Genomic DNA, 25325 nt, shown 5'->3' on the forward strand with positions numbered 1-25325 from the left:
TCAGAACCGTGCCGATACGACGAGATAGGCGGCGCGACCTGGCGCCTCGAGCACGAACGGAGCCGGGCTCTGATACAACGCGTCGTAATAAAGCTTGTTGAAGATGTTGTTCACGAACAGTTTGACTCTCCAGTTCTTGTTGAGCTTCGCCTCCGCGAACGCATCGAAGCGCCAGTAGCTCGGCAATTGCGTGCCCTGGTTCGCCGCGAGGAACGTGCCGCCATAGATTTTGGAACGGTAGACCGCCTGCCCACCGATCTCCCACATGTCCGTGAGCTGGTACTTCGTCAGCAGGCTGAACGATTGATGCGCGACGTTGGCGAGCGGCAGGCCGACATTGGTGGTGTAGAGAATCGTGTTCGCGGGCGGAACGAGCGATTTCGTCACCTCGGACTGCATCAGCACCAGTCCGCCGAACACGCTCCATTTGTCCGTGATCTTGCCGCCAACGCCGAGGTCGATGCCGCGGATGCGGTAGGCAGCGCCGGCACTGATGCAGGGCACGGTGCCACTTGTGTTCGCGGGATAGGGACAGGATGCGGTGGCGGTCGCCGGCGTGATATTGACCGATTCACGGGCGTTATCCTTTTCGGTCTGGAATAGCGCCGCCGTCACCAACAGGTGCCGATCGAACAACTCCCATTTGGTGCCGAGTTCGATCGCCGTGTTCTTCTCGGGACCGAAGATCTGATTGGTGTTACCGTTCAGCACCGGCGAGAGGCCGCCATACGCCGTGCTGGTGCCGTCGAACTCAGCACCGACGGGATTGGAAGAGGTGGCATAGGCCGCGTAGACACTCGCGATCGGAAGCGGCTTGAGCACGATGCCCAAATTGAAGTTCGGCAGACCGAACTCGGCCGACTGCGTCCCGAACACGTTGGGCACGCCGTTCACCGTGCCGAAGCCGCTCGTGTTGATCTTGTAATCATCGTAGCGGATGCCGCCGTTGAGGATGACGAGATCGTGGTAGTTGACGGTGTCGAGCAGGTAGCCGCTGGTAGTGTCGATTCCGATCTTGGTTGGGAGACCTGCAAGCGTCGGGGTCGTGCCGAACGGCAGGAATGTGTATTGCGGGTTGAACACGCTGACACCCGTGACCGAGCCAGTGCCCGAGAACGGCGCGCCAATGGCTTCCGAACTCAAGCCGGTATACCTGTCGATGCTGGAGCGCTCCTGCGACACTTCAACACCGGCGAGCGCCGTATGGCGCCAGCCGCCAGTGTCGAATTTGTAGGTGGCCTCGGTCTGGTTGGCCAGCGTATCGGTGGTCTGATAGCGGCTCTGCGGATTGGCCGACAACGTCGAGAAAATGAGCGGATTCCTGAGGACCGGCGCCTCAGGCAGCGTGCCGATGTAATTCAACAGCGAGCGCGAGGCCCTGGTCTTGTTGCTGAGCGTAAGATCCGGCGTGACCTGCACCTCGGCGTTGATGGTGCCGATATCCTGCTTCACCTGCGAGAAGTCGCGATCGGTGAAGCCGTACCAATTGTTGCGGTTGACGCCGAAATCCGGGAACGGGCCGCCTGCCTTGCTCGCGGTGCTCGGCCGGAAATAGGGCACGCCGAAATCCGGCAGGCCGTGAATATCGGTGTGAATGTAGCCTGCAGTCACCTTCACCGCATCGATCGGCGTCCACTTCGCCGCAACGAACCCGCCACCGCGGTCATCGGACACGTAGTCACGGCCGGCAACGCCCGCGTCCTGGAACAGGCCGCCCGCGCGCACGGCAAGCGTCGGGCTGATCACCTGGTTGACGTCGAGCGTGACGCGCTTGGTGCGGTCGGTGCCGAACGTCGTATCCATGTTGTAGAAGCTGCCCTCCGTCGTCACCTGCTTGGTGACGATGTTGATGGCGCCGCCGGTGGTGCCTCGGCCGGCAAATGAAGAGCCGGGGCCGCGCAGGATTTCGACCTGCTCGGTGAAGAAGTTCTCGCGGACGCTGACGCCGGCGTCGCGCACGCTATCGATGAATATGTCGTTGCGGGCATCAAAGCCGCGGATGAAGAAGCGGTCGCCGAAGGCGTTGCCGCCCTCGCCCGTGCCGAGCGTGACACCGGCGGTGCTCAGCACGGCCTGCCGCAACGTGGTGGCGTTCTTGTCGTCCAGCACTTGCCTGGAGAGCACAGTGATCGTCTTCGGCGTATTCAGGATCGGCTCGGGAAACTTTCCTGACGCCTGCACGCGATCGACCTTGTAAGGCGCGGCAGGATCCGCATAGGGATCGCGATCGGCATTGAGCCCACCGGCGTTGGGATAAGGCACGGCCGCAACCCGTGTCTGCTGCGTGCGACGTGACGCGCGCCTGAGTGCGGTGCGGGCGCGGACCTGATCCGGTGTCGGCTTGGTGTTGGCCGGCCGCGGCCGCGCCACGGGCGCTTCCACATTCACCGGCGGCAAATTGGGCTGTTGCGCTTCGGCGCCGGAAAACGATGCGACCGCGATCAGGCCCGCAACCGTCGACACTTTCTTGCCCGAGTAGCCCTCAAGCCGTTCGCCGGCCGAGTTGATCGCCACCTCGAAACGCAGCGACCTCGGCGTCTTTATGTTGCTCATCACTCGCCCCCGCGATGAATTCTGATCTATGCGCTTTGATACGCGACGATGGGCGGGTGGTATCGGCGACGAAATTTCGGGTCAACGCGAATGCGTCGATCGCTCGTTTGAATCGATCCAGATCAGAACGCTTCTAATCTGATTATTTCAAACTATTCTAATAAGGATTCTAAAGAGCAGGAAAACCGCTGCGAAATCAATCACCGCACAGTTCGGCGGTAAACGAAGCTTAATCGGCGCTCGGCGGCTTCATCAGCGAGAACAATTCGTCCACCGTCCGCTGTGCGACCTGACGCACGCGATCGGTGTTCTCGCCTGCAATATTGACTCCATTCACCACCGCTTTGATCTCGTCGCGGAAATCGGTGATGAAACGCAGCGGATCCTTCTGCTCGTTGGCAACGCGCGCGATCAATCCCGTGATCAGGATCTGGCAGGCCATCATGCGTCCGTTCAGCTCGTCCATCGCTCACCCCGATTTCGCTCGCGGGCTGCGATATGACCGACATCGAGTCCGGATTCAACCGGGAGAGAAACTCCCTCTCCCGCTTGCGGGCGAGGTGAAGTGCTTTATTTCACCGCAACGTCCGGGCCTTCGCCGAGCGACTTGATGCGATCCTTGAGGTCCCGCAGCGTCTGAAGGCTGGCCTCGATCCGCTGATCGGGAATGTCGCGCAGCACGTCGGTTGCGATCGCATCGCGCAGGCTGTCGAGATCGTCGACCAGCTGCCGGCCGCGATCGGTGAGGAACAGGCGGTTGGTGCGGCGGTCCTTCGGATCAGGCCGGCGCTCGAGCAGCCCGTGCTCGACCAGTCGGTCAAGCAGTCGCACCAGCGAGATTGGCTGCAGTTCGAGCACATCGGCGAGATCGACCTGCGACAGCCCCTCCTGCTCCCGCAGCCGGAACAGCACGATCCATTGCGCGCGCGTGGTGCCACGCGTCTTCGCACGATGGTCGATATAGTTACGCAACAGGCGTGAACTCTCGACAAGCTGCGAAACAAGCTGGCGTTTCAGATCGAGCGACATGTCGGTTTCAACGGACGGATCGAGGCTTCAGGAACGCGCTCCTAAACCTTTCCAAATGTTTAGGATTCTCAAGTGTTAGTGTGTGTACGCATTAAGTGCTGACGCATTATATGGTTTCCCCGGAACGGTTTTAAACACCTATAATTGTCTCCGAACCCATGAGCGCGCATGTCCAAGTCACGAACGATAGGCTGGCTCTTGCTGGTCGCCGCCGTCGGCGCCGCGGGCTATTTTGGCTGGCAGCGCTATGGCGGGGGGCACACCAAAGCTGACGGGCAAAAGACTGCCGCCGCTGCCCGTCCGCCCGTCCCGGTTCGGATTGCACGCGTCGAAACCGCCGATTTCCCGGTCTATTTGACCGGCCTCGGCACCGTGCAGGGCTTCAACACTGTCCAGGTCCGCACCCGCGTCGACGGACAGATCATGAAGATTGCCTTCCAGGAAGGCCAGCTGGTCAACAAGGGCGACGTCCTGGTGGAGATCGATCCGCGCCCGTATCAGGCGGCGCTCGACCAGGCCACGGCCAAGAAGCAGCAGGACGAGGCGAATCTCGCCAACGCCAAGCTCGATCTGCAGCGTTTCACCCGGCTCGGCGAGTTCGCCACGCGCCAGCAGACTGACACCCAGCGCTCCATGGTCGCGCAATTGACGGCGCAGATCGCCGCAGACGATGCGGCGATCACGAATGCGCAGACGCAGCTCGATTACGCGACCGTCAAAGCGCCGATCACGGGGATCGCCGGCCTGCGCCAGGTCGATGTCGGGAACATCGTCAATGCCGCGACCCAGACCGGCATCGTCTCGATCGCCCAGATCGAGCCGATCGCGGTGATTTTCACCGCGCCCGAGGACCAACTGCCTGACATCAAGGCGGCGCTGGCGGCCTCCCCGCCGAAGACCATCGCCTACTCCACCGACGGCAAGCGCCTCCTGTCCACCGGCGTTCTCGCGCTGATCAACAACCAGGTCGATACGACCAGCGGAACCATCCGCCTGAAGGCGGTGTTCGAGAACAAGGACCACGCGCTGTGGCCGGGCCAATCGGTATCGACGCGGCTCCTGGTGCGGACGCTGAAGGATGCGACCGTAGTTCCCGACGATGCCGTCCAGCATGGCACGGACGGGCTTTACGCGTATACTGTCAGCCAGGAGAACAAGGCGGAGCTGCACCGGATCAAGGTCAGCTACTCGATCGACGGCAAATCCGTGGTCGATGAGGGGTTATCGCCAGGCCAGCAGGTGATTACCTCAGGCCAATATAAAGTCTCGCCCGGCGCGCTCGTCAGCACCGCGGTCGCGAGCTCGGATGCGACGCAATCCAAGGTGAAGCCGGAATGAGCTACGGCATTTCCGCTCCCTTTATCCGCTACCCCATCGGCACCTCGCTGCTGATGGCCGGCATTCTTTTTGTCGGCCTCGTGGCGTATCCGCTGCTGCCGGTCGCGCCGCTGCCGCAGGTCGACTTCCCGACCATCCAGATCACCGCGAATTTGCCCGGCGGCAGCCCGGAAACCATGGCGACCTCGGTGGCGCAGCCGCTGGAACGCCAATTCGCGCAGATCCCCGGCGTCGCCCAGATGACCTCGACGAGCTATCTCGGCACCGCATCGATCACCATCCAGTTCGATCTCAATCGCAGTATCGATGGCGCGGCCAACGACGTACAGGCCGCCATCAACGCGGCGAGCGGCCAATTGCCGAAGAACCTGCCGTCGCCGCCGACCTACCGAAAGGTCAACCCGGCGGACTCCCCGATCATGCTGCTGTCGGCGACCTCGGAGACGCTGCCGCTGACCGAGGTGAGCGATGCCGTCGACGCGCAGCTTGCGCAGCAGATCAGCCAGATCTCCGGCGTGGCCCAGGTCATCATCGGCGGTCAACAGAAGCCGTCGGTACGGGTCCAGATCGATCCGGCCAAGCTGGTGGCAAAGGGCCTGTCGCTGGAGGACGTGCGCGCCGCCATCACCAGCGCCACCGTCGACAGTCCCAAGGGCAATATCGACGGCGACACCCGCGCCTATACGATCTACGCCAACGACCAGCTCCTGAAGGCGGCCCCCTGGAACGACGTCATCATCGCCTACCGCAATGGCGGCCCGTTGCGCGTCCGCGATATCGGCCAGGCCGTCGCCGGCCCGGAAGACGCCAAGCAGGCGGCCTGGGCCAACGGCCAGCGCGGCGTGTTCCTGGTCATCTTCAAGCAGCCCGGCGCCAACGTCATCGACACCGTCGACAAGATCAAGGCAACCTTGCCGCGGCTGGTCGCCGCGATCCCGCCGGCGATCAAGATCGACGTCATCAGCGACCGCACCACCACGATCCGCGCCGCGGTCGAGGATGTGCAATTCACGCTGCTGCTCACGATCGGGCTGGTCGTGATGGTGATCTTCGTGTTCCTGCGCAGCTTCTGGGCCACGGTCATCCCGACTGTGACCGTGCCGCTCGCCCTGCTCGGCGCCTGTGCACTGATGTGGGTGTTCGGCTACACGCTGGACAACCTGTCCCTGATGGCGCTGACCATCGCCGTGGGTTTCGTGGTCGACGACGCCATCGTGATGCTGGAGAACATCACGCGCTATATCGAGGAAGGCGAGAAGCCGATGGCGGCCGCCTTCAAGGGCGCGAGCGAGATCGGGTTCACGATCGTCTCGATCAGCATCTCGCTGGTCGCGGTGCTGATCCCGCTGCTCCTGATGGGCGGCATCATCGGGCGCCTGTTCCGCGAATTCGCGGTCGTGCTGGCGATGACGATCTTCGTCTCGATGTTCGTGTCGCTGACGCTGACGCCGATGATGGCCTCGCGCTTCCTGCGGGCCCATGGCGAGACCAAGCACGGCCGGTTCTACCAGATGAGCGAGCGTGGCTTCGACGCCATGCTGCGGGGTTATCAAAACGTGCTCGACCTCGCATTGCGCTGGAAGTTCACGACGCTGATGATCTTCTTCGCGACGCTCGGCCTGTCGGTCTACCTGTTCGTGGTCATCCCGAAGGGCTTCTTCCCGCAGCAGGACGTCGGCCTGATCACTGCGACCTCGGAAGCCAACCAGGACATTTCCTTCGTCGACATGAAGCGCAAGCAGGAGGCGCTCGGCAAGATCGTGCTCGCCGACCCTGACGTCGCGACGGTGGCCATGGCCATCGGCGGCAGCGGCCGGGCGGGCAACAACGGCGCCATGTACATCACGCTGAAGCCGCGCGACCAGCGCTCCGCCAACGCGCAGCAGATCATCGCACGCCTGCGGCCGAAGCTCGAGCAGGTCGAAGGTGCCAGATTGTTCATGCAGGCGGCGCAGGACGTCCGCCTCGGCGGCCGGCCGACCCGCACCCAGTTCGAATTCACGCTGCAGGACGCCAATCTCGCCGAGCTGAACGAATGGGCGCCGAAGATTCTCGCGAAGATGCAGACATTGCCGGAACTGCGCGACGTCGCGACCGACCAGCAGACCAACGGCACCACGCTCGAACTGAAGATCAACCGCGACACCGCCTCGCGCTACGGCATCCAGCCGCAGCTCATCGACGACACGCTGTATGACGCGTTCGGCCAGCGTCAGGTGACGCAATATTTCACCCAGCTCAACAGCTATCACGTGATCCTGGAAGTGCTGCCCGAACTGCAGGCCGGTATCGACACGCTGAACAAGATCTATCTGAAGTCACCGCTAACCGCCGAGCAGGTGCCGCTGTCGACCTTTGCGACCTGGACCAGCGTGCCGGTGCGGCCGCTGTCGATCAGCCACCAGGGCCAATTCCCGGCGATCACCATCAGCTTCAATCTGGCGCAGGGCGTGGCGCTGGGACAAGCGACCAATTCGGTGCAGAAGGCGATGGTCGAGATGGGTGCGCCGCCGACGCTGAATTCGAGCTTCCAGGGCACCGCGCAGGCGTTCCAGCAATCGCTGAGCACTGTGCCGCTATTGATCCTCGCCGCGCTCGTGGTCGTCTACCTGATCCTCGGCATCCTCTACGAGAGCTACATCCATCCGATCACCATCCTGTCGACGCTGCCCTCGGCCGGCGTCGGCGCACTCGCGATCCTGATGGCGGCCGGCTTCGACTTCAGCCTGATCGCGCTGATCGGCATCATCCTCTTGATCGGCATCGTCAAGAAGAACGGCATCATGATGGTCGACTTCGCGATCGCGGCCGAGCGCGACGATCACCTGGAGCCCGAGGCCGCGATCCGGCAGGCAGCGCTGCTGCGCTTCCGCCCGATCATGATGACGACGATGGCGGCGCTGCTCGGCGGCGTGCCCTTGATGCTCGGCACCGGCACAGGATCGGAAATCCGCCAGCCGCTCGGCTACGCCATGGTCGGCGGCCTGATCGTGAGCCAGGCGCTGACACTGTTCACGACGCCGGTGGTCTACCTCTATCTCGACAAGCTCTCCAATATGTTCGCGGGCTGGAGCAGCTCGACCGATGAAGAGGACGAGGAGGAGCATCGGCGCGAAGAAGAGCGTTCCGTCAAGGAAGCCGCGGAGTGAGCTGTTCGTAGCCCGTAGGATGGGTAGAGCGAAGCGAAACCCATCAATTGCCGCCCGCGAAGAAGATGATGGGTTTCGCTTCGCTCTACCCATCCTACAAGGTCGCATCAGCCGCCGAGATATGCCTTCTGCACCTGCGGGTCCTGCGCCAGCGACGCGGCCGTGCCTGACAGCACGCTCCTGCCCACCTGCAGCACGGTGGCGAAGTCGGAAACTTCCAGCGCGAGCTCGATCGATTGCTCCGCAAGCAGGATCGTCAGCCCCTCGCGGTGCAGCCGGCCGAACGTCTCGTACATCGACTCCACCACGGCCGGCGCCAAGCCGAGCGACGGCTCATCCAGCATCAGAAGTTTCGGATCGCTCATCAGCGCGCGGCCGACGGCGAGCATCTGCCGCTCGCCGCCGGACATGGTGCCGGCGCGCTGGCTGCGGCGTTCCTTCAATCGCGGGAAGATCTCGTAGACCCGCTCGAGCAATGTCCTGGTGCGCGTCTTGTCTTGCAGCGGCGTGGCGCCAAGCAGAAGGTTGTTCTCGACGCTCTGCTGCACGAACAGCCGCCAGCCTTCCGGCGACAAAGCAAGGCCCTTGCGCACGATCGCGAACGCGCTCTGGCCTGCGATCGCCTCGCCGTTGAAGTGGATGCTGCCGGCATGCACCGGGATCAGGCCAGCGATCGCGTTCAGCGTCGTGGTCTTGCCGCCGCCGTTTGAGCCGAGCAGCGCGACCACGCTGCCCGCGGGCACTTCCAGCGAGACGTCGGAGACGCCGATCAGGTCGCCGTAGCGCACTTCGAGATGTTCGAGGCTCAAGATCGGCCCGGTCATGTCGCCGGCCCGCCCATCAACTCGATCGGGGTGTGGCCGGCGGCAGCCTTGGCGGCGCGGGTGCCGAGATAGGCCGCGATGACGGCCGGGTTGGACGTCACCTCGCGCGGGCTGCCGCGCGCGATCTCCTTGCCCTGGTGGAACACCATCACCCGGCTCGCCAGCGACATGATCACTTCCATGATGTGCTCGACGATCACGAGCGTGATGCCGGAGCGGTGGATGTCGCGTACCAGCTCGATCGCAAGCTGCACCTCGCGCTGCGTCAGCCCTGCCATCGCCTCGTCGAGCAGGAGCACTTTGGGTTCGGTTGCAAGCGCCCGCGCGATCTCCAGCCGCTTGCGGCCGGGCGTGCCGAGCGAGCGCGCCGGCGCATCCGCAAGCCGCATCATGCCGACCTGCTCCAGCACCGAGCGGGCTTTGGTCTCGGCCTCGGCGCGATGCGGCGTGCGCAGGAAGGCGCCGATCATCACGTTCTCCAGCACCGTCATGCCCTCGAAGGTCTGCGGCACCTGGAAGGTGCGCGCCAAGCCGAGCCGTGCGCGCGCCTCCGGCGACAGCTGTGTGATGTCGTGGTTCTCGAACAGCACTTGGCCCGATGTCAGCGCGAGATCGCCGGTCAGGCAATTGAAGAAGGTGGATTTGCCGGCGCCATTCGGCCCGATCAGGCCGAGGATATCGCCCTGCCCCAGCGTGACGCTGGCCGCATCGACCGCCTTGAAGTTGCCAAAAGCCTTGGTGACCCCGCGCGCTTCAAGAAGCATGGCCGGCCTCTTCGATGCCTTCTTCCATCGGCTTGGCCCGACGCTTCGCCCACAGACGGTTGATCAGGGCCAGGATGCCGCCGGGCTGGAAGCGCGCGATCAGCACGATGATGGCGCCATAGACGACGAAGGTCAGGCCGGCGCCCTTGCCGCCCAAGAGGCTGTTGGAGATTTCCTCGAGCGGCACCAGGATTGCAGCGCCGACGAATGGGCCGAACAATAGTCCGGCGCCGCCGAGCGCCGCCATGATCAGGATCTTCACCGAGATCAGGATGCCGAGCCCGGACTCCGGATCGACGAAGCCGAACATCATCGCATAGAGCGCGCCGGCGACGCTGGTGAGCCCTGCGCTCAGCATGTAGGCGTAAAGCTTGATGCGGCTCGCAGGCGCGCCCAGCGAACGCGCCGCGCGCTCGGAATCCTTGATCGCACGCAGGTAGAAGCCCATCCTGCTGCGCGTCATCCACCAGGTGATGCCGAGCGTGATGATCAGAACCGCCAGGAACAGATAGTAATATGGCAGCGCCGAGATGAAGGAGAGATCGAACACGTTGCGCGGCACGGTCGGGCCGCTCAGGCCAACGGCGGCGCCGAGATATTCGGTGTTGGTAACGATCAGCCGCGCGAGCTCGGCGACCGCGATCGTCGCCATGCTGAAATAGTGGCCCGACAGCCGCAGCGTCGGCCGGCCGATCACGGCCGCGATCAGCACGGCAAAGACGATGCCGGCGGGAATTCCGACCAGCGGCGACAGCGCGAAATGCGTATACGCGCCCATCGCGGCGTAGGCCCCGCAGCCGAAGAACACGACGTGGCCGACCGAAATCTGGCCGGCGTAGCCGCCGACGATGTTCCACGCCGAGGCTGCGATCGCATAGAGCAGGACCAGCGCGCCGAGCCGTTGCTGGAACGGCGTCGTGAACACCAGCGGATAAGCGACCACCAGCGCAAGCGCGATCAGGAGCCAGAGCGTGCGCCGCATCACGTCTTGCCCATCAGGCCCTGTGGCCTGAACCAGAGGAAGCCGAGGAACAGCGAGTACACCACGATGTCCTTGTAAACGGCGCCGATCAGATAGCCCGATAGCGACTCGATCACGCCGATCAGCAGCCCCGCGATCAGCGCGCCGGGCACGCTGCCGAAGCCGCCGAGCGAGACCGTGACGAAGGCGACGATGCCGAGCGTCTCGCCGACCGTCGGCACGATGTAGAAGAAGGTTGCGATCAGCGCGCCGGCAAGGCCGGTGGCGCCGGCCGCGATCGCCCAGGCGATCGCCTGCATGCTGTCGGGCCGGATGCCCATGAGCTGCGCGGCCGTCGCATCCTCCGCGACCGCCAGCATCCGCGAGCCGAGCGTGGTGCGCGTCAGCAGAAGATGCAGGGCGAGTGTCACCACCAGCGCGACCACGCCGGCCAGCAGGCGCGAGGCCTGGATGCGGATGCCGAAGATGTCGAAGGTGCCGCCGACGAGGTTTTCGGGCAGCGACAGGAAGTTTGCGCCAAACCACCAGAACGCTGAATAGCGGAGCAATAGCGCCAGCCCGAAGGTGCCGAGGATCTGCGCCAGCATCGGCCCCTTCATGATGCCGCGGATCAGGCCGAAATAGACGATGACGCCGAGGGTGGCGAGCAACAGCGTCGCAAGCGGCGCGCCGATGAGCGGCCCGCCGCCGAGCAGCGTGTAGACGACGAACGCGACATACATGCCGAGCATGACAAAATCGCCATGGGCGAAATTGACGACGTTCATCATGCCCCAGACCAGCGTCAGCCCGGAGGAAAACAGCGCGTAGACAGCTCCCAGCAAGAGGCCGCCGACGATCACCTGAACAAGCGTGAAGGTCATGGATGTGCGCGTATTGTTCTTGGTTGAATCATTTGGCCGTCACCCCCCTGACCACCTCTCCCGTCGGGAGAGGTCGGCGCGAAGCGCCGGGTGAGGGCATCAGGTTATCGACAGAGCGTAACCCCTCACCCGATTTGCTTGCGCAAATCGACCTCTCCCGATGGGAGAGGTGAAGAAATTCATCACCAGCCCTTGTAGGGCATCATCGGCGTCTTCTCGGCGCTCGCCTTCGGCCAGACCGAGACGTAGTTCTCGCCGTCCTGCAACTGGATGATGAGGCCGGACGCCAGGATGTTCTGGCCCTTGTCGTCGAACTTGACGCCCTTGTAGCCCATCATGATCTGATCGGGCTTGAGGTCGGTCGCCTTCAACGCGGCCTGGATCTTAGCGGGTTCCGTCGAGCCGGCGCGGTCGATCGCCTCGCACAGCACGAACAGTGCCTGCATCTGGCGCGCGACGGTATCGTCCATGTCATCGCCGCTCTTGTCCTTGTACATCTTGGCGATGATCGCGGTCGGCGAGCCCGCGGGACCGACGCTCCAGGACGAGCGGTTGAAGACGCCTTGCGAGATCTTGCCGACCGCCTTGATGAAGGACGGGTCGGAATAGCCGGAGTCGTCGGCGAGCAGCATCGGCGGCTTGTAATCGAGCGCCTGCATCGTTTTGGCGAACAGGATCGCATCCGACGTATAGGAGATCGCGATGACGACGTCGGGCTTCTTCTCCTTGAGCTGCAGCACCTGGCCCTGCACGTCGGTCGCGTTGGTGGCATAGGCGACGTCGAGCGCAACCGCGATACCCTTCTCCTTGAACGCCGTGGTGAGGGTGTTGGCGACGGAAGCGCCGTATTCGGTGTTGTCGTGGAGGATCGCGATATTGTCGGTCTTGGCGCCGGCAGCCTTCATGTCGTTGAGGAATTCGTAATAGACCCGCGCGAAATCGGTCGCGATCGGCGTGACGCGGAAGAACCATTTGAAGCCGCGCTCGGTGAGATTGGGCGCCACCGACTCGCCGTTGACGAAGGGGATGTTGTATTTCTCGGCAATCGCGCTCGCGGTCAGCGTGATGCCAGACTGATAGGCGCCGGTCAACGCCACCACTTTTTCCTCCGTGATCAGCCGCAGCGCCTGGTTTTGCCCGGTCGCGGGGCTGCCCTGGTTATCGGCGTAGACGATCTCGACCTTGGCCCCGCCGAGACCTGCGAGGCCGCCATTCTTGGCGAGCGGGAAGTTGCCGAGCTCGGGATGGGGGTTGTTGATGATGTCGAGCGCGACATCGAACGCATGCTTGACGTGAACGCCGATGCTCGCCGCATTGCCGCTCATCGGGAAGATGCCGCCGATCTTGACGGTCTTGCTTTGGGCCGCGGCATTGCCCACCAGCGCGGCCGACATGACGGCAGCCGAAAACAGCCCGATGACATGTGAAAATCTCATCTTCGAACGTCTCCACTATCCCTTGCCCGATGCCGGACTTTTTATGCATGGGAAGCGCACGAGCCGTTGCAGCCCCCGCCCCCAATTTTCTTGGTACACCAGCATCGCATGGCACCCCGACCTCGGCAAGCCAAGCCAGGCGCGAGTCCGCATGCGCATCACGCGAGCCGATCGCGCTATCGCTGCTTCAACGCCAGGCAATTCAGCGCTGCACGTGCGGCGTGCGCATTCGAGCGTGAGGTGGGCACGTCACTGCGGGTGTGACGCCGCGTTAGGCGTGACCGAGCGCTGTCGTTACAGGGTTGCCGCCGATGGCGACGGCCGCCTCGCTTCAAGAATCAAGGAAGCATCGAAATCAACCGCTGCGCCGATCCCTACCTGCGGCCGGCCGCATTTTGCCCGGAAACACGCGCCATACCTGCTTGCCAAGGCCCTGACCGAACAGTAGAAGGACCTCGCAGCGAGGCGACGATTTGCCATGATCCCGCCCGCCGGCAGTTGCCCCGGCTATAGACTTAAGCTATTGATGCCGTTGAGCAATTCTTGGGGAATGGTGTAACGGTAGCACAACAGACTCTGACTCTGTTTGTCTTGGTTCGAATCCAGGTTCCCCAGCCAGACTAGGCAATCCCACCAACAGCTTGATCTGAAACCGGCTTTTCACCGCGGTCTATGGACGGCTCATAGCGCTGTCGCTCCAACGCCATCCATGCCCAGCACCCCTCACCTCCCGCCGCGCACCTGCATCACGAGTGTGCTGAGCCTCGTATTGAGCCCTGCGAGATCGACGCGGCCGATGCCGGCTGTGCCAAGACATTTCTTTCCGCAGCCGCCGCCTACCCCCGCCGGCTTGCCGAAGGTTGCCACCGGGACGCTGCCGGTGACGGGAAATCCGCGCGCGAAGAGCTTGGCGCGGACCGCGAGGCAGTAATTGACCGAGAGATGGGAGAAGCGCGTCTCCCCGTGGCCCGCGCGATATTTCATCGTCGCTCTGCAAAGGTCGCCGCCGGCAAGACGCCATGCCTGCGCAAGGTAGGTCACCCCGTAACGGATGTTGTTTTCGGGCATCGCGAGCTCGGCATTGCTTCCCGTGAAGCCCAACATGCGCGCCGTCGACGGCAGGATCTGCATCAACCCGATTTCGCCGACACCGCCGATTGCGCCGGGGTTGTAACCGCTCTCCACCGCCATCACCGCCTCGGCAATGGCCGGCGCCAGTCCCTGCCGCCCGGCCTCCTTCTCGATCAGCGCGCGGTAGTAGGCCAGCGCGTCGCTGCGGTTCATCGGCGATTGGGGCTTGGCCGGAGCTGAAGCACCAGCCAGCGGTCCGGCAGACGGCGGGCCCGGTGCGGGAGCCGTGTCCGCAGGCATCTCGATCGCGGCGTAACGGATGGCGAAACTCGCATCGTTCGCGGCTGGCTCCGCCCGGCCGGCAGCCGTCATGAACGCGGCGGATAGTACCGCCATCGCCGCCACCAAGCCGCGCCATCGCTGCGATGCCGGTGCCGGCACGTTCAATCCTCCACGCGTGTCTTCGGACGCAACGAGAGCCGCATGCGCAGCGGCTGCGGCATATCGAGCGGCGTGCTGCCGACGCCATCGCCGATCAGAAGCGTGGACAGATCATGCGAGGCGTCGTCGTCGAGGCCTTCCAACTCAATGCGCTGGACTTTGCCATCGGGCATCACCCATACGCGCACGATAATCGACGGGGACGCCGCCCTGGCATCGGAGGCGCGCCTTGCGACTGCGTCATGGAAGCGGAGCGCCGGCGTCGATTCCGTCGCCAAGCGCTCCTGCAATCGAAGCTGCAGGCGCTTGGCGAAGTCCCGCCAGGCCGCCGGCGCTGGGGCCGCGTTCAGCCTGCCATCCACGTCGGTTGCGGCCTTGACCGAGATCAGCTTGGCCCCGAGCAAGACGGCAAGCGCGCCGAGCCAGCGCGCGCCCCGTCGTCGCCACAAGATGCGGCTTCCGCCGGTATGAATAACGGCCTTCATCCGCATCTGGCGCGGTTACTGAACCGTGTGGGGCACGTCAGCCTCGGCGACGCGGTCGCGATCCGCCGCCGGCGCCTGCACAGCCGCGCCCGCAGCCGGCGTATTCGGCGCCTTGGTCTTTGCCAGATTGGCCAGTTCTTCGCGCAGATAGGCCACGAGCTGCTGCACCAGGTGATCCCAGATTTCGATCTGCGCCCGCAGATTGTTCTGCGTCACGCCGCCCGCCACCGAGAAATCGAGCGACAGAGCGAGGAACGGCGGGCTGAGCTGCAGGCACGCGAACCGGCGGGTCGCATTCCAGCGATTGACCAGGTCAAGCGGCAGTTCGCCCTGCACCTGCAACACGGCGATGAGGGCGACGTCGATGAAGCTCTGCTCGTCGCCGGCGATCCGGTTTCCGGGACGGACGTCGAACGCAAGCCCATTGGTCCCGGAGCGCAGGTAGGAGATGTTGGCGACCGGGTCGGTCAGGGTCTCGACGCGATAGCCGGCGAGCTGAAACAGTTCGCGCAGGCTGTCGAGCGTCAGTTTGGTGATCGTGGCGTCGGACATGGAAAACTCCGTAACAGGTTGTGGGTGAGCGGATCGTCAAATGGCAGCGGAATGCTGCCGGCGTGTGTTGCAGACGTTGCAGTGTTCCGACGACAATCGTTGCGTCATCGGCATCAAAAGGCGGCGCTTGCGGGCAGCACCTGGGATGGCCATTGCGCCGTCCCCAGCGCGCGCTGCTGCGCGATCAGGGCGCGCGCCGCCTGCGCCAGGTCGGGCAGCACCTGGTCGGTCAGGCAGTCGCAGGCGGCGAGTCCGAGGCCGACATGGCGCGTCGTGGTGCGGAACGATGCTGTGGCCGGCCCGCCGGCGTCTTGCGGATCGGGCACCACAAGACCGGAGCGGCCGGCAGCGAGGTCGGCGGCGAAGCGGGCCTCGATCCGCAGCACCGGCGCACGGGCCTCCTCGCCAAGCCGGTCGTTGACCGGCAGATGCGCCAGCGTCAGCCGCGCATCCGCGATCAGCAGCCGCAGATGGCGCAGCATCTCCGCGCCCTGCGTCAGCACATCGTCAAACCGGATCATGCTGCCGAGCAACAGATCGGTTTCGAGCTCGAAATGGACGCGCTGCCCCTCGACCGTGGCCGGCACCACCTTGCGGATCTGCCAATAGGTCACCTCGCCGATGCGCGCGTCATGGCCGTTGAGCTCCAGGCTGCAGCGGATCACCACACGGGTCAGGCCGTCGCCGTCGCGCGCGAGCTGATCGCCGAACTGCAGGCAGACCCGGCACCCGGCCGGCAGCACATGCCGCCGCCAGGTCGCGAGCACGGCGCCGCGATAGCCGCACATCGCAAGCAGCGTCCGCAGCCGACCGGTGGTCAGCCTCCAGTCCGGCGCCGGTTCGGCGATGGGCGGCACGGCAGCCATCGCACAGGCTACCGCGCCGCCGGCGTCGGGCCGCCGATCAGGCTGGAGAGCGCGAGCTCGTTGATGACGGGCGGATTCTGCTTCAGCAGCTCGGCGAGGTAGGCCCGCCGCAGCATCGCCGCCCGCTCGCTGCGCATCTGCTGCACCAGCACCTCGCGCACCTCCGGCAAGGTCCTAGTGTAGGACGCCTTGGTGTCGGTGAGTTTGATGATGTGCCAGCCGTCGTCGAGCTTGATCGGCTCGGCGATCGCGTTCTTGGCGAGCGCCATCACCTGGGTGCGGATTTCCGGCCGAATCTGGGTCTCCGCCAGCCAGCCAAGCTCGCCGCCATTCTTGACCTCGCCGGTCTCGTTGGCGAGCGCGGCGAAGTCGGCGCCGGGGGCCTTCAGCTTGCGCTGGATGTCCTCGACAGTCTTCTTCGCCTTGTCCTCGGCCGCCTTGTCGGCGTCCTTGGCCAGCGGCACGAAGATCTGCGCCAGCTCGAACTGCCGCAGCATCAGGAACGAGGCGCGGTTGGCGTCATAGACCTTCTGCAGGTCGTCCTCGCTCGGAAAGCTCGCCGGCGGGGTCGAGACCTGCTGCAGATAGAGCTCGGCGACCGCGCTCTCGCGCACCCGGTCGAGCTGCTCGGCGATGGCCGGCTGCTGGTCCCACTTCTTGGCCGCGACCTCCTGTAGCACCAGGCGGTTGGCGAGCATCAAGCGCACCGCCTGGCTGAGCAGGTTCGGATCCTGCCCGAACGCGGCGCGCTCGCGCGGCCCGAGCGCGGCGACATAAGCCCGGATCTGGTCGGCCGAGATGTTGGTGCTGCCGACCCGGGCGATCACGTCGTCACCGGCGCCGGATTTGGCGGTGGCCGCGCCCTGCGTCGTCGCCGCCGGCTGCGGAGCCGCGGCGGCGGGGGCCACGGGCTTCGGCTTGGCGACGGCCTGCACCGGACGCTGCGGCGCCGGCGGGGCCGTCTGGGCGGCGGCGGCCAGCGGGAGCGCGGCCAGCGCCGTCGCCATCATCGACACACGGAAGGATCGCATCAGGGGTGCACCGCGGAGGGAGGAGATGTTCATTGTTCTGCCTTCTGGTCGAGGATCTTGTCGCCGCTGTCCTGGATGTTGTTCTGGATTTCCACCCGACGCAGCCCCAGCATCGGCTCATGCGCGACGACGGTGTCGCCGATCGTGACGCTCTTGTACTGCTTCAACAGCTCGCGGCCGGCCTTCAGCATCTGGTCGTTCTTGGCGACGCAGCCCTTGGTCGCGGCCTTGTAGGCGTTGGCCTCGCCCTCGAACTTGGCCCGCGCGGCGTCCTTGTCGCGCGCGACATTGGCCGCCTCTTCATAGGCCGACTTCCATTTCTCCAGCGTCTCGTCGCGCTCGGCGAGGCGCTTGTTGAACTCGTCGACGGCCTCGCGATGCTGCTTCTCGGTCTGGCGGACCTGCGCCTTGGCGGCGTCGACCTGGGCTTTGGCCGCGGCCTTGTCGCGCTCGGCGTCCGCCAGCTTGGCCTGCAGCGCCGTCCGCTGGTCCTCCAGTTGCCGGGTCTGCAGGGTGGCGCTGCGCAGGGCTTCGCGCAGCCGATCGGTCTCGGCATCGGCGTGGGCGGGTTCGAGATGCGAACACACCGCGACGGCGACCGTGAGGAAGGTGAGGATGCGTATCTTCATGATCAGAACTTTGCGTTGAGATCGACCAAGAGGACGTCGACGGCATAGGGCGAGCCGGCGATGCTGTTGGCGCTCAGCCAGCGCATCGACGCCCACACGTTCTCGCTGAGGCCGACATTGGCGCCGAGGAAGTAACCCTTGAGGTTGGTGCCGCCGAGCCCGAAATCGGAATCGGCGAAGGCATCGAGCGTCGCGTCCGACTCCAGGTATTTGTAGCCGACATGCACGTTCCAGTCGGCCAAGTGCTTGATCTCCTTGTTGCCGACGGTGACGCGCGTCATCCAGCCCATGTCGCCGCCGTTGAACGGGCCAAGCACCGACCCGCTCGCGGTACCAGCGCGGTTGTTGATGGCGATGCCGGGGACGTTGGACACAGGCGCAAGCCCGGTGCCGGGGATCGTCAGCGCGCGATTGAACGCTGAGTTCCAGACAAATTCGCCGTCGAGCACGATGTGGAACGGATGGAATTCGCCGAGGTCGAGCGAGGCGCTGGCGACCACCGGGCGGAATTTCTGGACCAATCCGAAATACTGAAACTGAAGGTTCTGGCCCAAATTATTGTGGACGTCGCTGTAGATGTTGCGCAACATCATGTAGGTGTTGCCCTTCTGGGCAAACAGCGGCCGCGACAGATCCGAGCTGCAGCTATCCGAACTCGAGCCGACAAAGCAAGTCTCGGAGAGCTGCCCCTGCACGTTCTCGAAATCGTAATAGGCCACGCCGAAGCGGAACTCAGAGACCGGGTCGAACCGTGCGGCAAAGCCGCCTTGGGCGCCGAACAACCATTTGTCGTGGCTCGGAAGCTTTCCACCACCATTCTCGTAAGACGCGTTGGTACCCGCGTTGAAGTCGGTATTGAAGATCGGAAACGCGCCCAGGACGCCGAACGCCGTAATGGTCGGAATTACCTCCTGCTTGGCCTGCACGGCGAAGCCGTCGAAGCCGAGTTCGCGGTACCAGACCAGATCGGTCGGCGACCAGAACGGATTGTCGAAACGCCCGACCTGCGCCACCACGTCCTGGTTCGGGAGCTGATACTTCAGGAAGCCCCGATCGAGCCAGATCGAATATTTGGAGAAATTCGAGCCGCTGCCGCCCAGCGTCTGGTTGGTCGAGACCGGCGAGTTGCTCTCGCCGGTCGCGATCCGCAGGCCCGCCGCGAAGCCGTTGGTGAGGTCGGCGTCCATGCCGAGGCGGGCGCGCAGCCGCACCTGGTTGCGGTTCTGATAGGTGTTGTACGTCGGGATTTGGTTGAGGTTGTCTGGTCCCAGATTGTAAGGCGAGCCTGAGTTGATCGCGTTGAAGTTGATCAGCCCCGGATCGTTGCCGGTCGGGAAGAAGCTGCCCATATAACGAGCGCGCACGTCGCCGTAGAAGCGGATGCGCTGCGCCCATTCCGGATACGCGCCCGGCGAGGCCCAGTTCTCCTTCTCGGCCTTTGCCATCACTTCCTTCTTGATGTCCTCGCGCAATTGCCGCTTCACGATCTCCGGCACATAGGTGACGTGCCGGGTGCCGGGCGGATTGGCGGCAGCCGCGGCCACGGTCGCTGCCTTCGCGGCTTCATCCGCCTTGCTGGTGGCGTCCTTGGAGGCCTGGCGCGACACATAGGCTTCGTCCTCGGCCTGCTTGATCAGCGACTGCGCCTCATCCTCGCTCAGCAGCTTGCGCTTCACCATGAGGTTGAGAAGATTGACCGTCGTATTCGGCGAGGTCGGCTTGGCATCCGACACTTTCGGCCGCTTGGACTCCACCTTCTTCTCAGGCGCACCGGCCTCGTCCGCGGGCTGGCCAAGTGCTGGCGCCACGCAGGACAGCGCAGCCAGCGAGACAGCGAGCAGCAGCGTGCGCCGGCGTGCACCTGGATTAATCTCAAACATTTTGTCCCCAGTCCTCTTGTAGTCCGTTGTGTTTGACAAACGTCGCGTTAGCTCGGCCGACGCGCGGTCACGCGCGTCACCATCGGCATCGGCATGTCTTTCGGCGGCGGTTCGCGCAGCGTCAGACTGCCGAGAATGTCGTTACGTATCAGCGCGTCGAGTTCGGCATCGCCGGTCGATGGCACGAGTTGAACCCGGTTGATGCGGCCGGTGCTGTCGGCCCACAGGCGGATTTGCACCTCCATGACCGCTCTGCGCGTCCTGTTGTTGGAACGCAGCGCGGATTCGATCTGCGCCTGCACCATCGAGGCGTACCAGCCCCAACGGCTGCCACCACCGCCCCCGCCGCCGTAAGGATTGCCGCCCGGCTTGCCGCCAAGATTGAAGAGATCGCCTGGTCCGGTCGCCTGCGCGTCAAGCGACAGCGGCCCCGGCGGCTCGTCGTTCTTGGCGTCCTTGACCGGCTCGTCCTGCGGCTTCTCGATCGGCTTTTCTTCCTTGAACTCCGGCTCGGCCATCTTCGGCTGCTCGATCATCTTCTGCTCGGGCGGCGGAGGTGGCGGTGGCGGCGGAGGTGGCGGCGTGATGTTGACGATCGTGATCTCGCGGACCTGTCGCGGCGGCGGCAGATCGTCCCCGCCGAACAGCCAGTAGCCTGCCCCGCCGAACAGCAAGGCGATCACCACAAGCGCCGCGCCGTAGCGCATCCCGGGGCCGCGGAATATAGAGCGCTGACGATCTGACGGCTCGTCCGGCAGATTCCAATCGTCCCGAAGCTTGCTCACGATACGACCTCGACCTGCCGCAGACCGCGATCGCGCTCAGCGAAATACTGAAAGACGAATTCAACGAGCCTTGTGAACTCTTTCGTCTCCAGCGTCAGCGCTAGTACGGGCGAGGCATCTATCTTGAGATGAAAGGTTTCGTCTTCGGCGTTGAACTCGACATAGGCGTCGCGGTCGATCGACAGGCGCGGCCGGCGGCCGCGCGAGATCGTCGCCAGGAACGGATCATCCTCCAGCTCTCCGGCCGTGACGCGGCCGCGGAGCTCGTTCGCCAGCTTGACCAGAAGCGCTTCGCCCCGAATGGGAAACGGCAGAACGACAGAACTCACGCAATCCCCTCCCTTCGCGGCATCGGAGGCAAGGTTATCGAGAGCCGGCCCGACCAGCCGCAGCCGGACGAGCGCTCGCTGCAGCGCATCGAGCGCACGCTCATAGGCGCGTTTGCGCCGAATGGGCGTGTGAGGAAGAGGCGTTGGCACCGGGATCGACGATCGCATCACTTCACGAGCGGTTTGGTGGCGAGTCCAACCTGGTTAAGGCCGATGCGGCCCAAGAGGTCGAGCACGTCCATCACGCTTTGGTACTGGGCCTGCGCGTCGCCGCGCAGCACCACGGGGAACTCCGGCGTCAGCGCCTTCTGCTGCACCAGCCGCTGCTCGAGCTCGGGCAGGGTCACCGGAATGGTGTCGAGGAAGATCTTGCCGTCGTTGGCGACCGTGATCGCCTTGGTGGTCTGCGTCGCCAGCGACGGCGCGGCCGAGGCCTTCGGCAGGTTGACCTTCTGGCCCTGCACGGTCGCCGTCGTCATGATGATGAAGATCACCAGCAGCACGTAGGCGAGGTCCAACATCGGGGTGATGTTGATGTCGTCATACGGCTTGGAGTCGCTCTGCAGCTGCATCGCCGTTTACTCCGCGGCCATGCGGTGCAGGGTCGGGTCCGGCCGGTCGGCGGAGTAGAACTCCGCCATCTTGGTCACGAACTCGTCGACGAAGACCTGGATGTCGCTGGTCAGGTCCTTGATCTTGGAGATCAGGTAGTTGTAGCCGAACAGCGCCGGGATCGCGACGCCGAGGCCGGCCACGGTGGCGACCAGCGCCGCCGCGATGCCGGGCGCGATCGCGTTGACGTTGACGTCGCCGGAGGCCGCGATCGCCGCGAAGGTGATCATGACGCCGACCACGGTGCCGAGCAGGCCGAGGAACGGACCGCCGGAGATCGCGATGGTCAGGATCACCATCAGCCGGTTCAGCCGCTGGATCTCCTTGACCACGCCGCTGTCGAGCGCGGCGCGGATCGCCGCGATCGAGGCGCCGGACAGCACCGGGGCGGCGCCATTCCGGAAGCGGTGGCGGATCTCCTCGGCGCCGATGTGGTAGATGCGGTAGAGCGAGGACGCCTTCATCGCCTTGGCATCGGCCGCCGACAGCCGGCCGCCGAGGGTGGCGACGTCGGCATCCGCGCCGCGGTCGAGAATGGTGAGGTCGTCGGCGACCGCGCGGAAGTGCTTCATGAACACCGCGTTGGCCTTGGCCTGGCGGTTCAGATAGCCGGAGCGGTCGACCATCACCACCCAGCTCAAGGCCGCCATGATCACCAAGAGGCCGATCACCACCCAGCCGTCGAGCGTGACCGACTTCAGGATCACCGCGAAGTAGCCCGACAGCCAGCTGCCGGTCTCCTCGTCGACGCTGAAGCTGATCAGCTTGGCCTGGTCCGGGCCCTGCCCGATCGCGGCGAACTTGAGAAAGCCGGCCGGCCGCGCGATCTTCGCGATCTGCAGTTCGTCGACGTCCCCGGCAAAGCCCACCATCGCCGGGACCGCGACCGGCGCCGCGGCGGCCGCATCGTCCGCCGGCGGCGCCGCGCTGCCGTCCGCAGCCGTCGCAGCAGGGGACTGCGCGGCTGCGGACGGGGCGGCCTGGGCGATCGGAGCTGCACTGGAGGTTGCAGACGTGTCACCTCCGATCAGGGCCACCGTGTTCAGCGCCGGCAACGCGGCGGCGACCGACGCGTAAGGAGTGCCGTCCAGCATCAAGGTCACCTGGCCGTTGTTCGCGACCACCGCCAGATGATGCCAGGTGCTAGGTGCGACCGGCGCGCCGGTGCCGCTGCGCTGCGCGGCGCCGGCCGTCGTCACCTCGACGAACGGCGCGCCATTGTCCAGACCGATCACCAGCGCATTGCCGGCCGCCGCGTCGCGGCGGCTGTAGAGCGCCGCGTTCGGCTGCGCCGCCGCCGGCTTGATCCACGCCGACCAGGTGAACGCGCCACCGGCGGCCTGCGTCAGCGACGGCGAGGCCGGCAGCGTCACCGGGTTCTGCCCGGTCAGCCGCACGCCATTGCCGATGAGCGCGCCTTCCGCCGGCTGGCCGACGCTCTGGGCGTTGTTGGCCCACACCGAGGAATCCAGCGACGGCGTGCCGCGCTCGTTGAAGTGATAGACCAGCAGCGTGTCGGGGTCGTAGGTCGCCTTGGCGTCGGCCGCGGCCAGCGCCTTCTTGTTGCCGTAGTAGAGCCAGATCTCGGCCTTGGCCCCCGGCTGCAGGTTCGGCACCGCGACCCAGAGCAGCGCCTCGCTGAGCAGCCCGTCATATTTCTCGACGTGATACTTCAGCGGCGTCTTGTCATCGCCGGCGACGAACCTGAGGTCGGAGCCGTCGTCCTTGGCGGAGGCGAAGCGGAAGTTGCCGGTGTGCAGCCGCACCAGCACCGGCGTCGATCCGATCGGGTCCGTGATGTTGGCCCCGGCGGCGCTGGCATCGATCGTGATCTTCTTGCGCAGCTGCCACTCATCGTTCCACCAGGCGTTCGCCGGCGCCGCCAGCGCCAGCACCGCCACCACGGCCAGCAACAGCATCGCCGCCGCGTTCGCGGCCGCGCGCCTCGCACCGCTCCCCATGGCCCGCATCTTGTCCCATCCCATCATCAGAATTCACCCCAGAGCCGAACGTTGAAGCGCGGGTCGCCCGCGCGCGTATAGGTTTGGCTGACCATCGGAACGGACAGCGCGAACATGCCATTGAAGGCGTTGAACACCTTGAAGCGGGTGCCGACGCCGTAGCTCCACAGGTTGAACGCCGACTGCTGATCCGGCAGCGGCTTCTGGATGCTGACATGCGCGGCGTCGGCAAAGGCGAACAGCCGCCACTCGTTGAAGGTGGTGAAACGCGGCGCGCCCTGGCCGGTCTCGTCCTTCATCTCCTTCTGCAGCATCGCGCCGAGGTCCGGGCTGCGGAGCTCGAGATTGCCGATCACGCCGTCATCGCCGAGCACCTCGGATTCCAGATAGCCGCGCACGGTGTTGAGGCCGCCGGCGCTGAGCTGCTCGCTCGACACCAGAGGGCCGTCGGCGACCTGGGCCTGCACCTTGCCCCAGAGCTGGAAATTCTCCGGCAATTCCTGGGTGTGCGCGACGTCGACGTTGAAATGGGTGAAGCTCGGCGAGGCGTAATAGCGCTTGACGTCGAACTCGGTCCAGTCGCTGCCGAACGGCCGCAGGCTGTAGGTGATGCCGGCGTTGAACTGGGTGGTGAAGGTCTCGTTCTGGAACGTCGCGCCGTAGCTGGCGACCACCGGATAATAGGTCACCGGCGAGGCGAAGCTGTCGGTGCCCAATCCCACGGTCTGGTCGAAGTGCTTGTAGTCGACCCCGACCGACAGCGTCTGGAAGAAGTTCTCCCGGCCCGGCAAGGTCATCACCGCGCGGCCGCCGATGATCTCGCCGGGGCCGACGATGTTGGTGCCGCCGACGGTGGCGACGTTGCTGCTCGACTTCACGCCGTAGAGCAAAAAGCTCAGCCATTCGACGTCGGGAATCCGCGCCAGATACGACCCCGAGAACACCTCGGCATCGCCCGGCCGCTGCGGCGCCACCTGATAGGTGAAGCTGGCGGAATGCCCGAGCTGCCACAGATTGTCGTAGTGCACGGTGGCGATGAGGCGGGCCGGCGTGGTGTTCGGCGAGTTGGCGTTGTTGACCTCGACGGTGCCGTGGAGCGGCGCCTTGTCCTCGATGTTGAGGTCGACATCCACCGTGCCCGGCGCGACGCCAGCGCGCAGCGCGGGCGTGACCCGCCGGTCCGGCCATTGGTTGAGCGCGACGATGTCCTTGGTGACATCGTTGAAATTCGGCAGCGTGCCCTCTTTCAGCGAGGCCGCCCGGTCCTTGATCTGCTCGATGTCGAAGTAACGCGAATTCTTGACCCGCAGCCGCCCGACCTTCATCTCCGCCACCTTGAGAATGACGACCCCGCGCAGCGCATTCTGCGTCGGCACCGACACGCTCACGGTCTGAAAGCCCTTGTCGCGATAGGCCTTCTCCAGCGCCGCGCGCGCCTTCTCGACGTCGTCGGCGCTCTTGTTCGGCCCGAGGAACGGATAGATCGCCTCCTCGATCTCGATCTGCGGCAGCTTGTCGGCGCCCTGCACCGCGAAATCGTCGATGTCGAAGCGTTGCGCCGGCGCCGCCGCATTGTCCGCATTCGCGGGCTGCTGCGCCGTGGGTGCATTCGCCGGCTGCGGCGCCCTTTGCGGCGCGGCGCCTGCCTCACCCCACGTCAGCGCGCAAAGACCGCCGGCGATCACCGACACGACAGGCCTCAGGCCGAGCAACACCGTTCGGGCGGACGCAGGTCCGCCACGCTT

At 64.9% G+C, this 25325-nt stretch carries 22 protein-coding genes and 1 tRNA gene; 3 read left to right on the forward strand and 20 right to left on the reverse strand.

The window, feature by feature from the left end; genetic code table 11:
- From AC5ZG1_RS14330 to AC5ZG1_RS14340, 3 genes are all read right to left on the reverse strand, one after another.
- The gene (locus AC5ZG1_RS14330) at nt 1-2553 is read right to left on the reverse strand and encodes a TonB-dependent receptor (RefSeq protein WP_496133233.1); all 2553 of its coding nucleotides are present in this window, start codon (nt 2551-2553) and stop codon (nt 1-3) included.
- A gap of 229 nt (nt 2554-2782) precedes the next feature.
- On the reverse strand, nt 2783-3019 hold the full coding sequence (locus AC5ZG1_RS14335) for a hypothetical protein (protein ID WP_130227792.1): 237 nt from the start codon (nt 3017-3019) through the stop codon (nt 2783-2785).
- A 104-nt stretch (nt 3020-3123) separates the two neighbouring features.
- Nucleotides 3124-3582, reverse strand: a complete 459-nt coding sequence (locus AC5ZG1_RS14340; protein WP_496133234.1) for a MarR family winged helix-turn-helix transcriptional regulator — start codon at nt 3580-3582, stop codon at nt 3124-3126.
- A 168-nt stretch (nt 3583-3750) separates the two neighbouring features.
- Here AC5ZG1_RS14340 and AC5ZG1_RS14345 point away from each other — a divergent pair, with 168 nt between their 5' ends.
- Together AC5ZG1_RS14345 and AC5ZG1_RS14350 are read left to right on the forward strand one after the other, a co-directional pair.
- The gene (locus tag AC5ZG1_RS14345) at nt 3751-4920 is read left to right on the forward strand and encodes an efflux RND transporter periplasmic adaptor subunit (protein WP_496133235.1); all 1170 of its coding nucleotides are present in this window, start codon (nt 3751-3753) and stop codon (nt 4918-4920) included.
- Complete coding sequence (locus AC5ZG1_RS14350) at nt 4917-8069, forward strand: efflux RND transporter permease subunit (protein WP_496133236.1); 3153 nt, start codon at nt 4917-4919, stop codon at nt 8067-8069. Before AC5ZG1_RS14345 ends, AC5ZG1_RS14350 begins: the two co-directional genes overlap by 4 nt.
- 107 nt (nt 8070-8176) lie before the next feature.
- Here the strand turns inward: AC5ZG1_RS14350 and AC5ZG1_RS14355 are convergent, their stop codons facing one another.
- The 5 genes from AC5ZG1_RS14355 to AC5ZG1_RS14375 form a co-directional block, all read right to left on the reverse strand.
- Complete coding sequence (locus AC5ZG1_RS14355; RefSeq protein WP_496133237.1) at nt 8177-8893, reverse strand: ABC transporter ATP-binding protein; 717 nt, start codon at nt 8891-8893, stop codon at nt 8177-8179.
- A complete protein-coding gene (locus AC5ZG1_RS14360; protein ID WP_496133238.1) occupies nt 8890-9657 on the reverse strand; it encodes an ABC transporter ATP-binding protein in 768 nt (255 codons plus the stop codon). Before AC5ZG1_RS14360 ends, AC5ZG1_RS14355 begins: the two co-directional genes overlap by 4 nt.
- Complete coding sequence (locus tag AC5ZG1_RS14365; RefSeq protein ID WP_130227786.1) at nt 9647-10639, reverse strand: branched-chain amino acid ABC transporter permease; 993 nt, start codon at nt 10637-10639, stop codon at nt 9647-9649. The genes AC5ZG1_RS14360 and AC5ZG1_RS14365 overlap by 11 nt, the downstream gene beginning before the upstream one ends.
- On the reverse strand, nt 10639-11502 hold the full coding sequence (locus AC5ZG1_RS14370) for a branched-chain amino acid ABC transporter permease (protein ID WP_496133239.1): 864 nt from the start codon (nt 11500-11502) through the stop codon (nt 10639-10641). Before AC5ZG1_RS14370 ends, AC5ZG1_RS14365 begins: the two co-directional genes overlap by 1 nt.
- A gap of 182 nt (nt 11503-11684) precedes the next feature.
- A complete protein-coding gene (locus AC5ZG1_RS14375) occupies nt 11685-12938 on the reverse strand; it encodes an ABC transporter substrate-binding protein (RefSeq protein ID WP_496133240.1) in 1254 nt (417 codons plus the stop codon).
- 544 nt (nt 12939-13482) lie between these two features.
- Here AC5ZG1_RS14375 and AC5ZG1_RS14380 point away from each other — a divergent pair.
- A tRNA-Gln gene (locus AC5ZG1_RS14380) sits at nt 13483-13556 on the forward strand.
- Between the two features lie 105 nt (nt 13557-13661).
- On the opposite strand, the gene AC5ZG1_RS14385 is transcribed toward AC5ZG1_RS14380, so the two are convergent.
- From AC5ZG1_RS14385 to AC5ZG1_RS14440, 12 genes are all read right to left on the reverse strand, one after another.
- Nucleotides 13662-14417 carry a lytic transglycosylase domain-containing protein gene (locus AC5ZG1_RS14385; RefSeq protein ID WP_456641855.1) on the reverse strand — a complete coding sequence of 252 codons (756 nt, stop codon included), beginning with the start codon at nt 14415-14417 and terminating at the stop codon, nt 13662-13664.
- A gap of 35 nt (nt 14418-14452) precedes the next feature.
- Entirely contained in the window at nt 14453-14899 is a 447-nt protein-coding gene (locus tag AC5ZG1_RS14390) for a hypothetical protein (RefSeq protein WP_456641803.1), read from the reverse strand.
- 51 nt (nt 14900-14950) lie between these two features.
- Entirely contained in the window at nt 14951-15487 is a 537-nt protein-coding gene (locus AC5ZG1_RS14395; protein ID WP_496133241.1) for a YbjN domain-containing protein, read from the reverse strand.
- Nucleotides 15488-15600: 113 nt separating this feature from the next.
- Nucleotides 15601-16353 carry a hypothetical protein gene (locus tag AC5ZG1_RS14400; protein ID WP_496133242.1) on the reverse strand — a complete coding sequence of 251 codons (753 nt, stop codon included), beginning with the start codon at nt 16351-16353 and terminating at the stop codon, nt 15601-15603.
- Nucleotides 16354-16361: 8 nt separating this feature from the next.
- Nucleotides 16362-17417 carry a peptidylprolyl isomerase gene (locus tag AC5ZG1_RS14405; RefSeq protein ID WP_496133243.1) on the reverse strand — a complete coding sequence of 352 codons (1056 nt, stop codon included), beginning with the start codon at nt 17415-17417 and terminating at the stop codon, nt 16362-16364.
- Nucleotides 17414-18013, reverse strand: a complete 600-nt coding sequence (locus AC5ZG1_RS14410; protein WP_496133244.1) for a hypothetical protein — start codon at nt 18011-18013, stop codon at nt 17414-17416. The genes AC5ZG1_RS14405 and AC5ZG1_RS14410 overlap by 4 nt, the downstream gene beginning before the upstream one ends.
- Nucleotides 18014-18015: 2 nt before the next feature.
- The gene (locus tag AC5ZG1_RS14415) at nt 18016-19893 is read right to left on the reverse strand and encodes a putative porin (RefSeq protein ID WP_496133245.1); all 1878 of its coding nucleotides are present in this window, start codon (nt 19891-19893) and stop codon (nt 18016-18018) included.
- Nucleotides 19894-19940: 47 nt separating this feature from the next.
- Nucleotides 19941-20678, reverse strand: a complete 738-nt coding sequence (locus tag AC5ZG1_RS14420) for a TonB C-terminal domain-containing protein (protein ID WP_496133246.1) — start codon at nt 20676-20678, stop codon at nt 19941-19943.
- On the reverse strand, nt 20675-21007 hold the full coding sequence (locus tag AC5ZG1_RS14425; RefSeq protein ID WP_245475176.1) for a hypothetical protein: 333 nt from the start codon (nt 21005-21007) through the stop codon (nt 20675-20677). Before AC5ZG1_RS14425 ends, AC5ZG1_RS14420 begins: the two co-directional genes overlap by 4 nt.
- A gap of 167 nt (nt 21008-21174) precedes the next feature.
- A complete protein-coding gene (locus AC5ZG1_RS14430; protein WP_027584694.1) occupies nt 21175-21579 on the reverse strand; it encodes an ExbD/TolR family protein in 405 nt (134 codons plus the stop codon).
- 6 nt (nt 21580-21585) lie between these two features.
- Nucleotides 21586-23604: a DUF2341 domain-containing protein gene (locus AC5ZG1_RS14435; RefSeq protein ID WP_496133331.1), complete on the reverse strand. Its 2019-nt coding sequence runs from the start codon at nt 23602-23604 to the stop codon at nt 21586-21588.
- Between the two features lie 2 nt (nt 23605-23606).
- On the reverse strand, nt 23607-25265 hold the full coding sequence (locus AC5ZG1_RS14440; RefSeq protein ID WP_496133332.1) for a ShlB/FhaC/HecB family hemolysin secretion/activation protein: 1659 nt from the start codon (nt 25263-25265) through the stop codon (nt 23607-23609).
- Nucleotides 25266-25325: the final 60 nt, after the last annotated feature.

It is taken from the genome of Bradyrhizobium sp. Leo78 (assembly GCF_059512425.1).

Bases quoted from the DNA above. Each gene is read 5' to 3' on its own strand.
- AC5ZG1_RS14330 (WP_496133233.1), bottom strand. From the start codon at position 2,553: ATGAGCAACATAAAGACGCCGAGGTCGCTGCGTTTCGAGGTGGCGATC.
- AC5ZG1_RS14335 (WP_130227792.1), bottom strand. From the start codon at position 3,019: ATGGACGAGCTGAACGGACGCATGATGGCCTGCCAGATCCTGATCACG.
- AC5ZG1_RS14340 (WP_496133234.1), bottom strand. From the start codon at position 3,582: ATGTCGCTCGATCTGAAACGCCAGCTTGTTTCGCAGCTTGTCGAGAGT.
- AC5ZG1_RS14345 (WP_496133235.1), top strand. From the start codon at position 3,751: ATGTCCAAGTCACGAACGATAGGCTGGCTCTTGCTGGTCGCCGCCGTC.
- AC5ZG1_RS14350 (WP_496133236.1), top strand. From the start codon at position 4,917: ATGAGCTACGGCATTTCCGCTCCCTTTATCCGCTACCCCATCGGCACC.
- AC5ZG1_RS14355 (WP_496133237.1), bottom strand. From the start codon at position 8,893: ATGACCGGGCCGATCTTGAGCCTCGAACATCTCGAAGTGCGCTACGGC.
- AC5ZG1_RS14360 (WP_496133238.1), bottom strand. From the start codon at position 9,657: ATGCTTCTTGAAGCGCGCGGGGTCACCAAGGCTTTTGGCAACTTCAAG.
- AC5ZG1_RS14365 (WP_130227786.1), bottom strand. From the start codon at position 10,639: ATGCGGCGCACGCTCTGGCTCCTGATCGCGCTTGCGCTGGTGGTCGCT.
- AC5ZG1_RS14370 (WP_496133239.1), bottom strand. From the start codon at position 11,502: ATGACCTTCACGCTTGTTCAGGTGATCGTCGGCGGCCTCTTGCTGGGA.
- AC5ZG1_RS14375 (WP_496133240.1), bottom strand. From the start codon at position 12,938: ATGAGATTTTCACATGTCATCGGGCTGTTTTCGGCTGCCGTCATGTCG.
- AC5ZG1_RS14395 (WP_496133241.1), bottom strand. From the start codon at position 15,487: ATGTCCGACGCCACGATCACCAAACTGACGCTCGACAGCCTGCGCGAA.
- AC5ZG1_RS14400 (WP_496133242.1), bottom strand. From the start codon at position 16,353: ATGGCTGCCGTGCCGCCCATCGCCGAACCGGCGCCGGACTGGAGGCTG.
- AC5ZG1_RS14405 (WP_496133243.1), bottom strand. From the start codon at position 17,417: ATGAACATCTCCTCCCTCCGCGGTGCACCCCTGATGCGATCCTTCCGT.
- AC5ZG1_RS14410 (WP_496133244.1), bottom strand. From the start codon at position 18,013: ATGAAGATACGCATCCTCACCTTCCTCACGGTCGCCGTCGCGGTGTGT.
- AC5ZG1_RS14415 (WP_496133245.1), bottom strand. From the start codon at position 19,893: ATGTTTGAGATTAATCCAGGTGCACGCCGGCGCACGCTGCTGCTCGCT.
- AC5ZG1_RS14430 (WP_027584694.1), bottom strand. From the start codon at position 21,579: ATGCAGCTGCAGAGCGACTCCAAGCCGTATGACGACATCAACATCACC.
- AC5ZG1_RS14435 (WP_496133331.1), bottom strand. From the start codon at position 23,604: ATGGGATGGGACAAGATGCGGGCCATGGGGAGCGGTGCGAGGCGCGCG.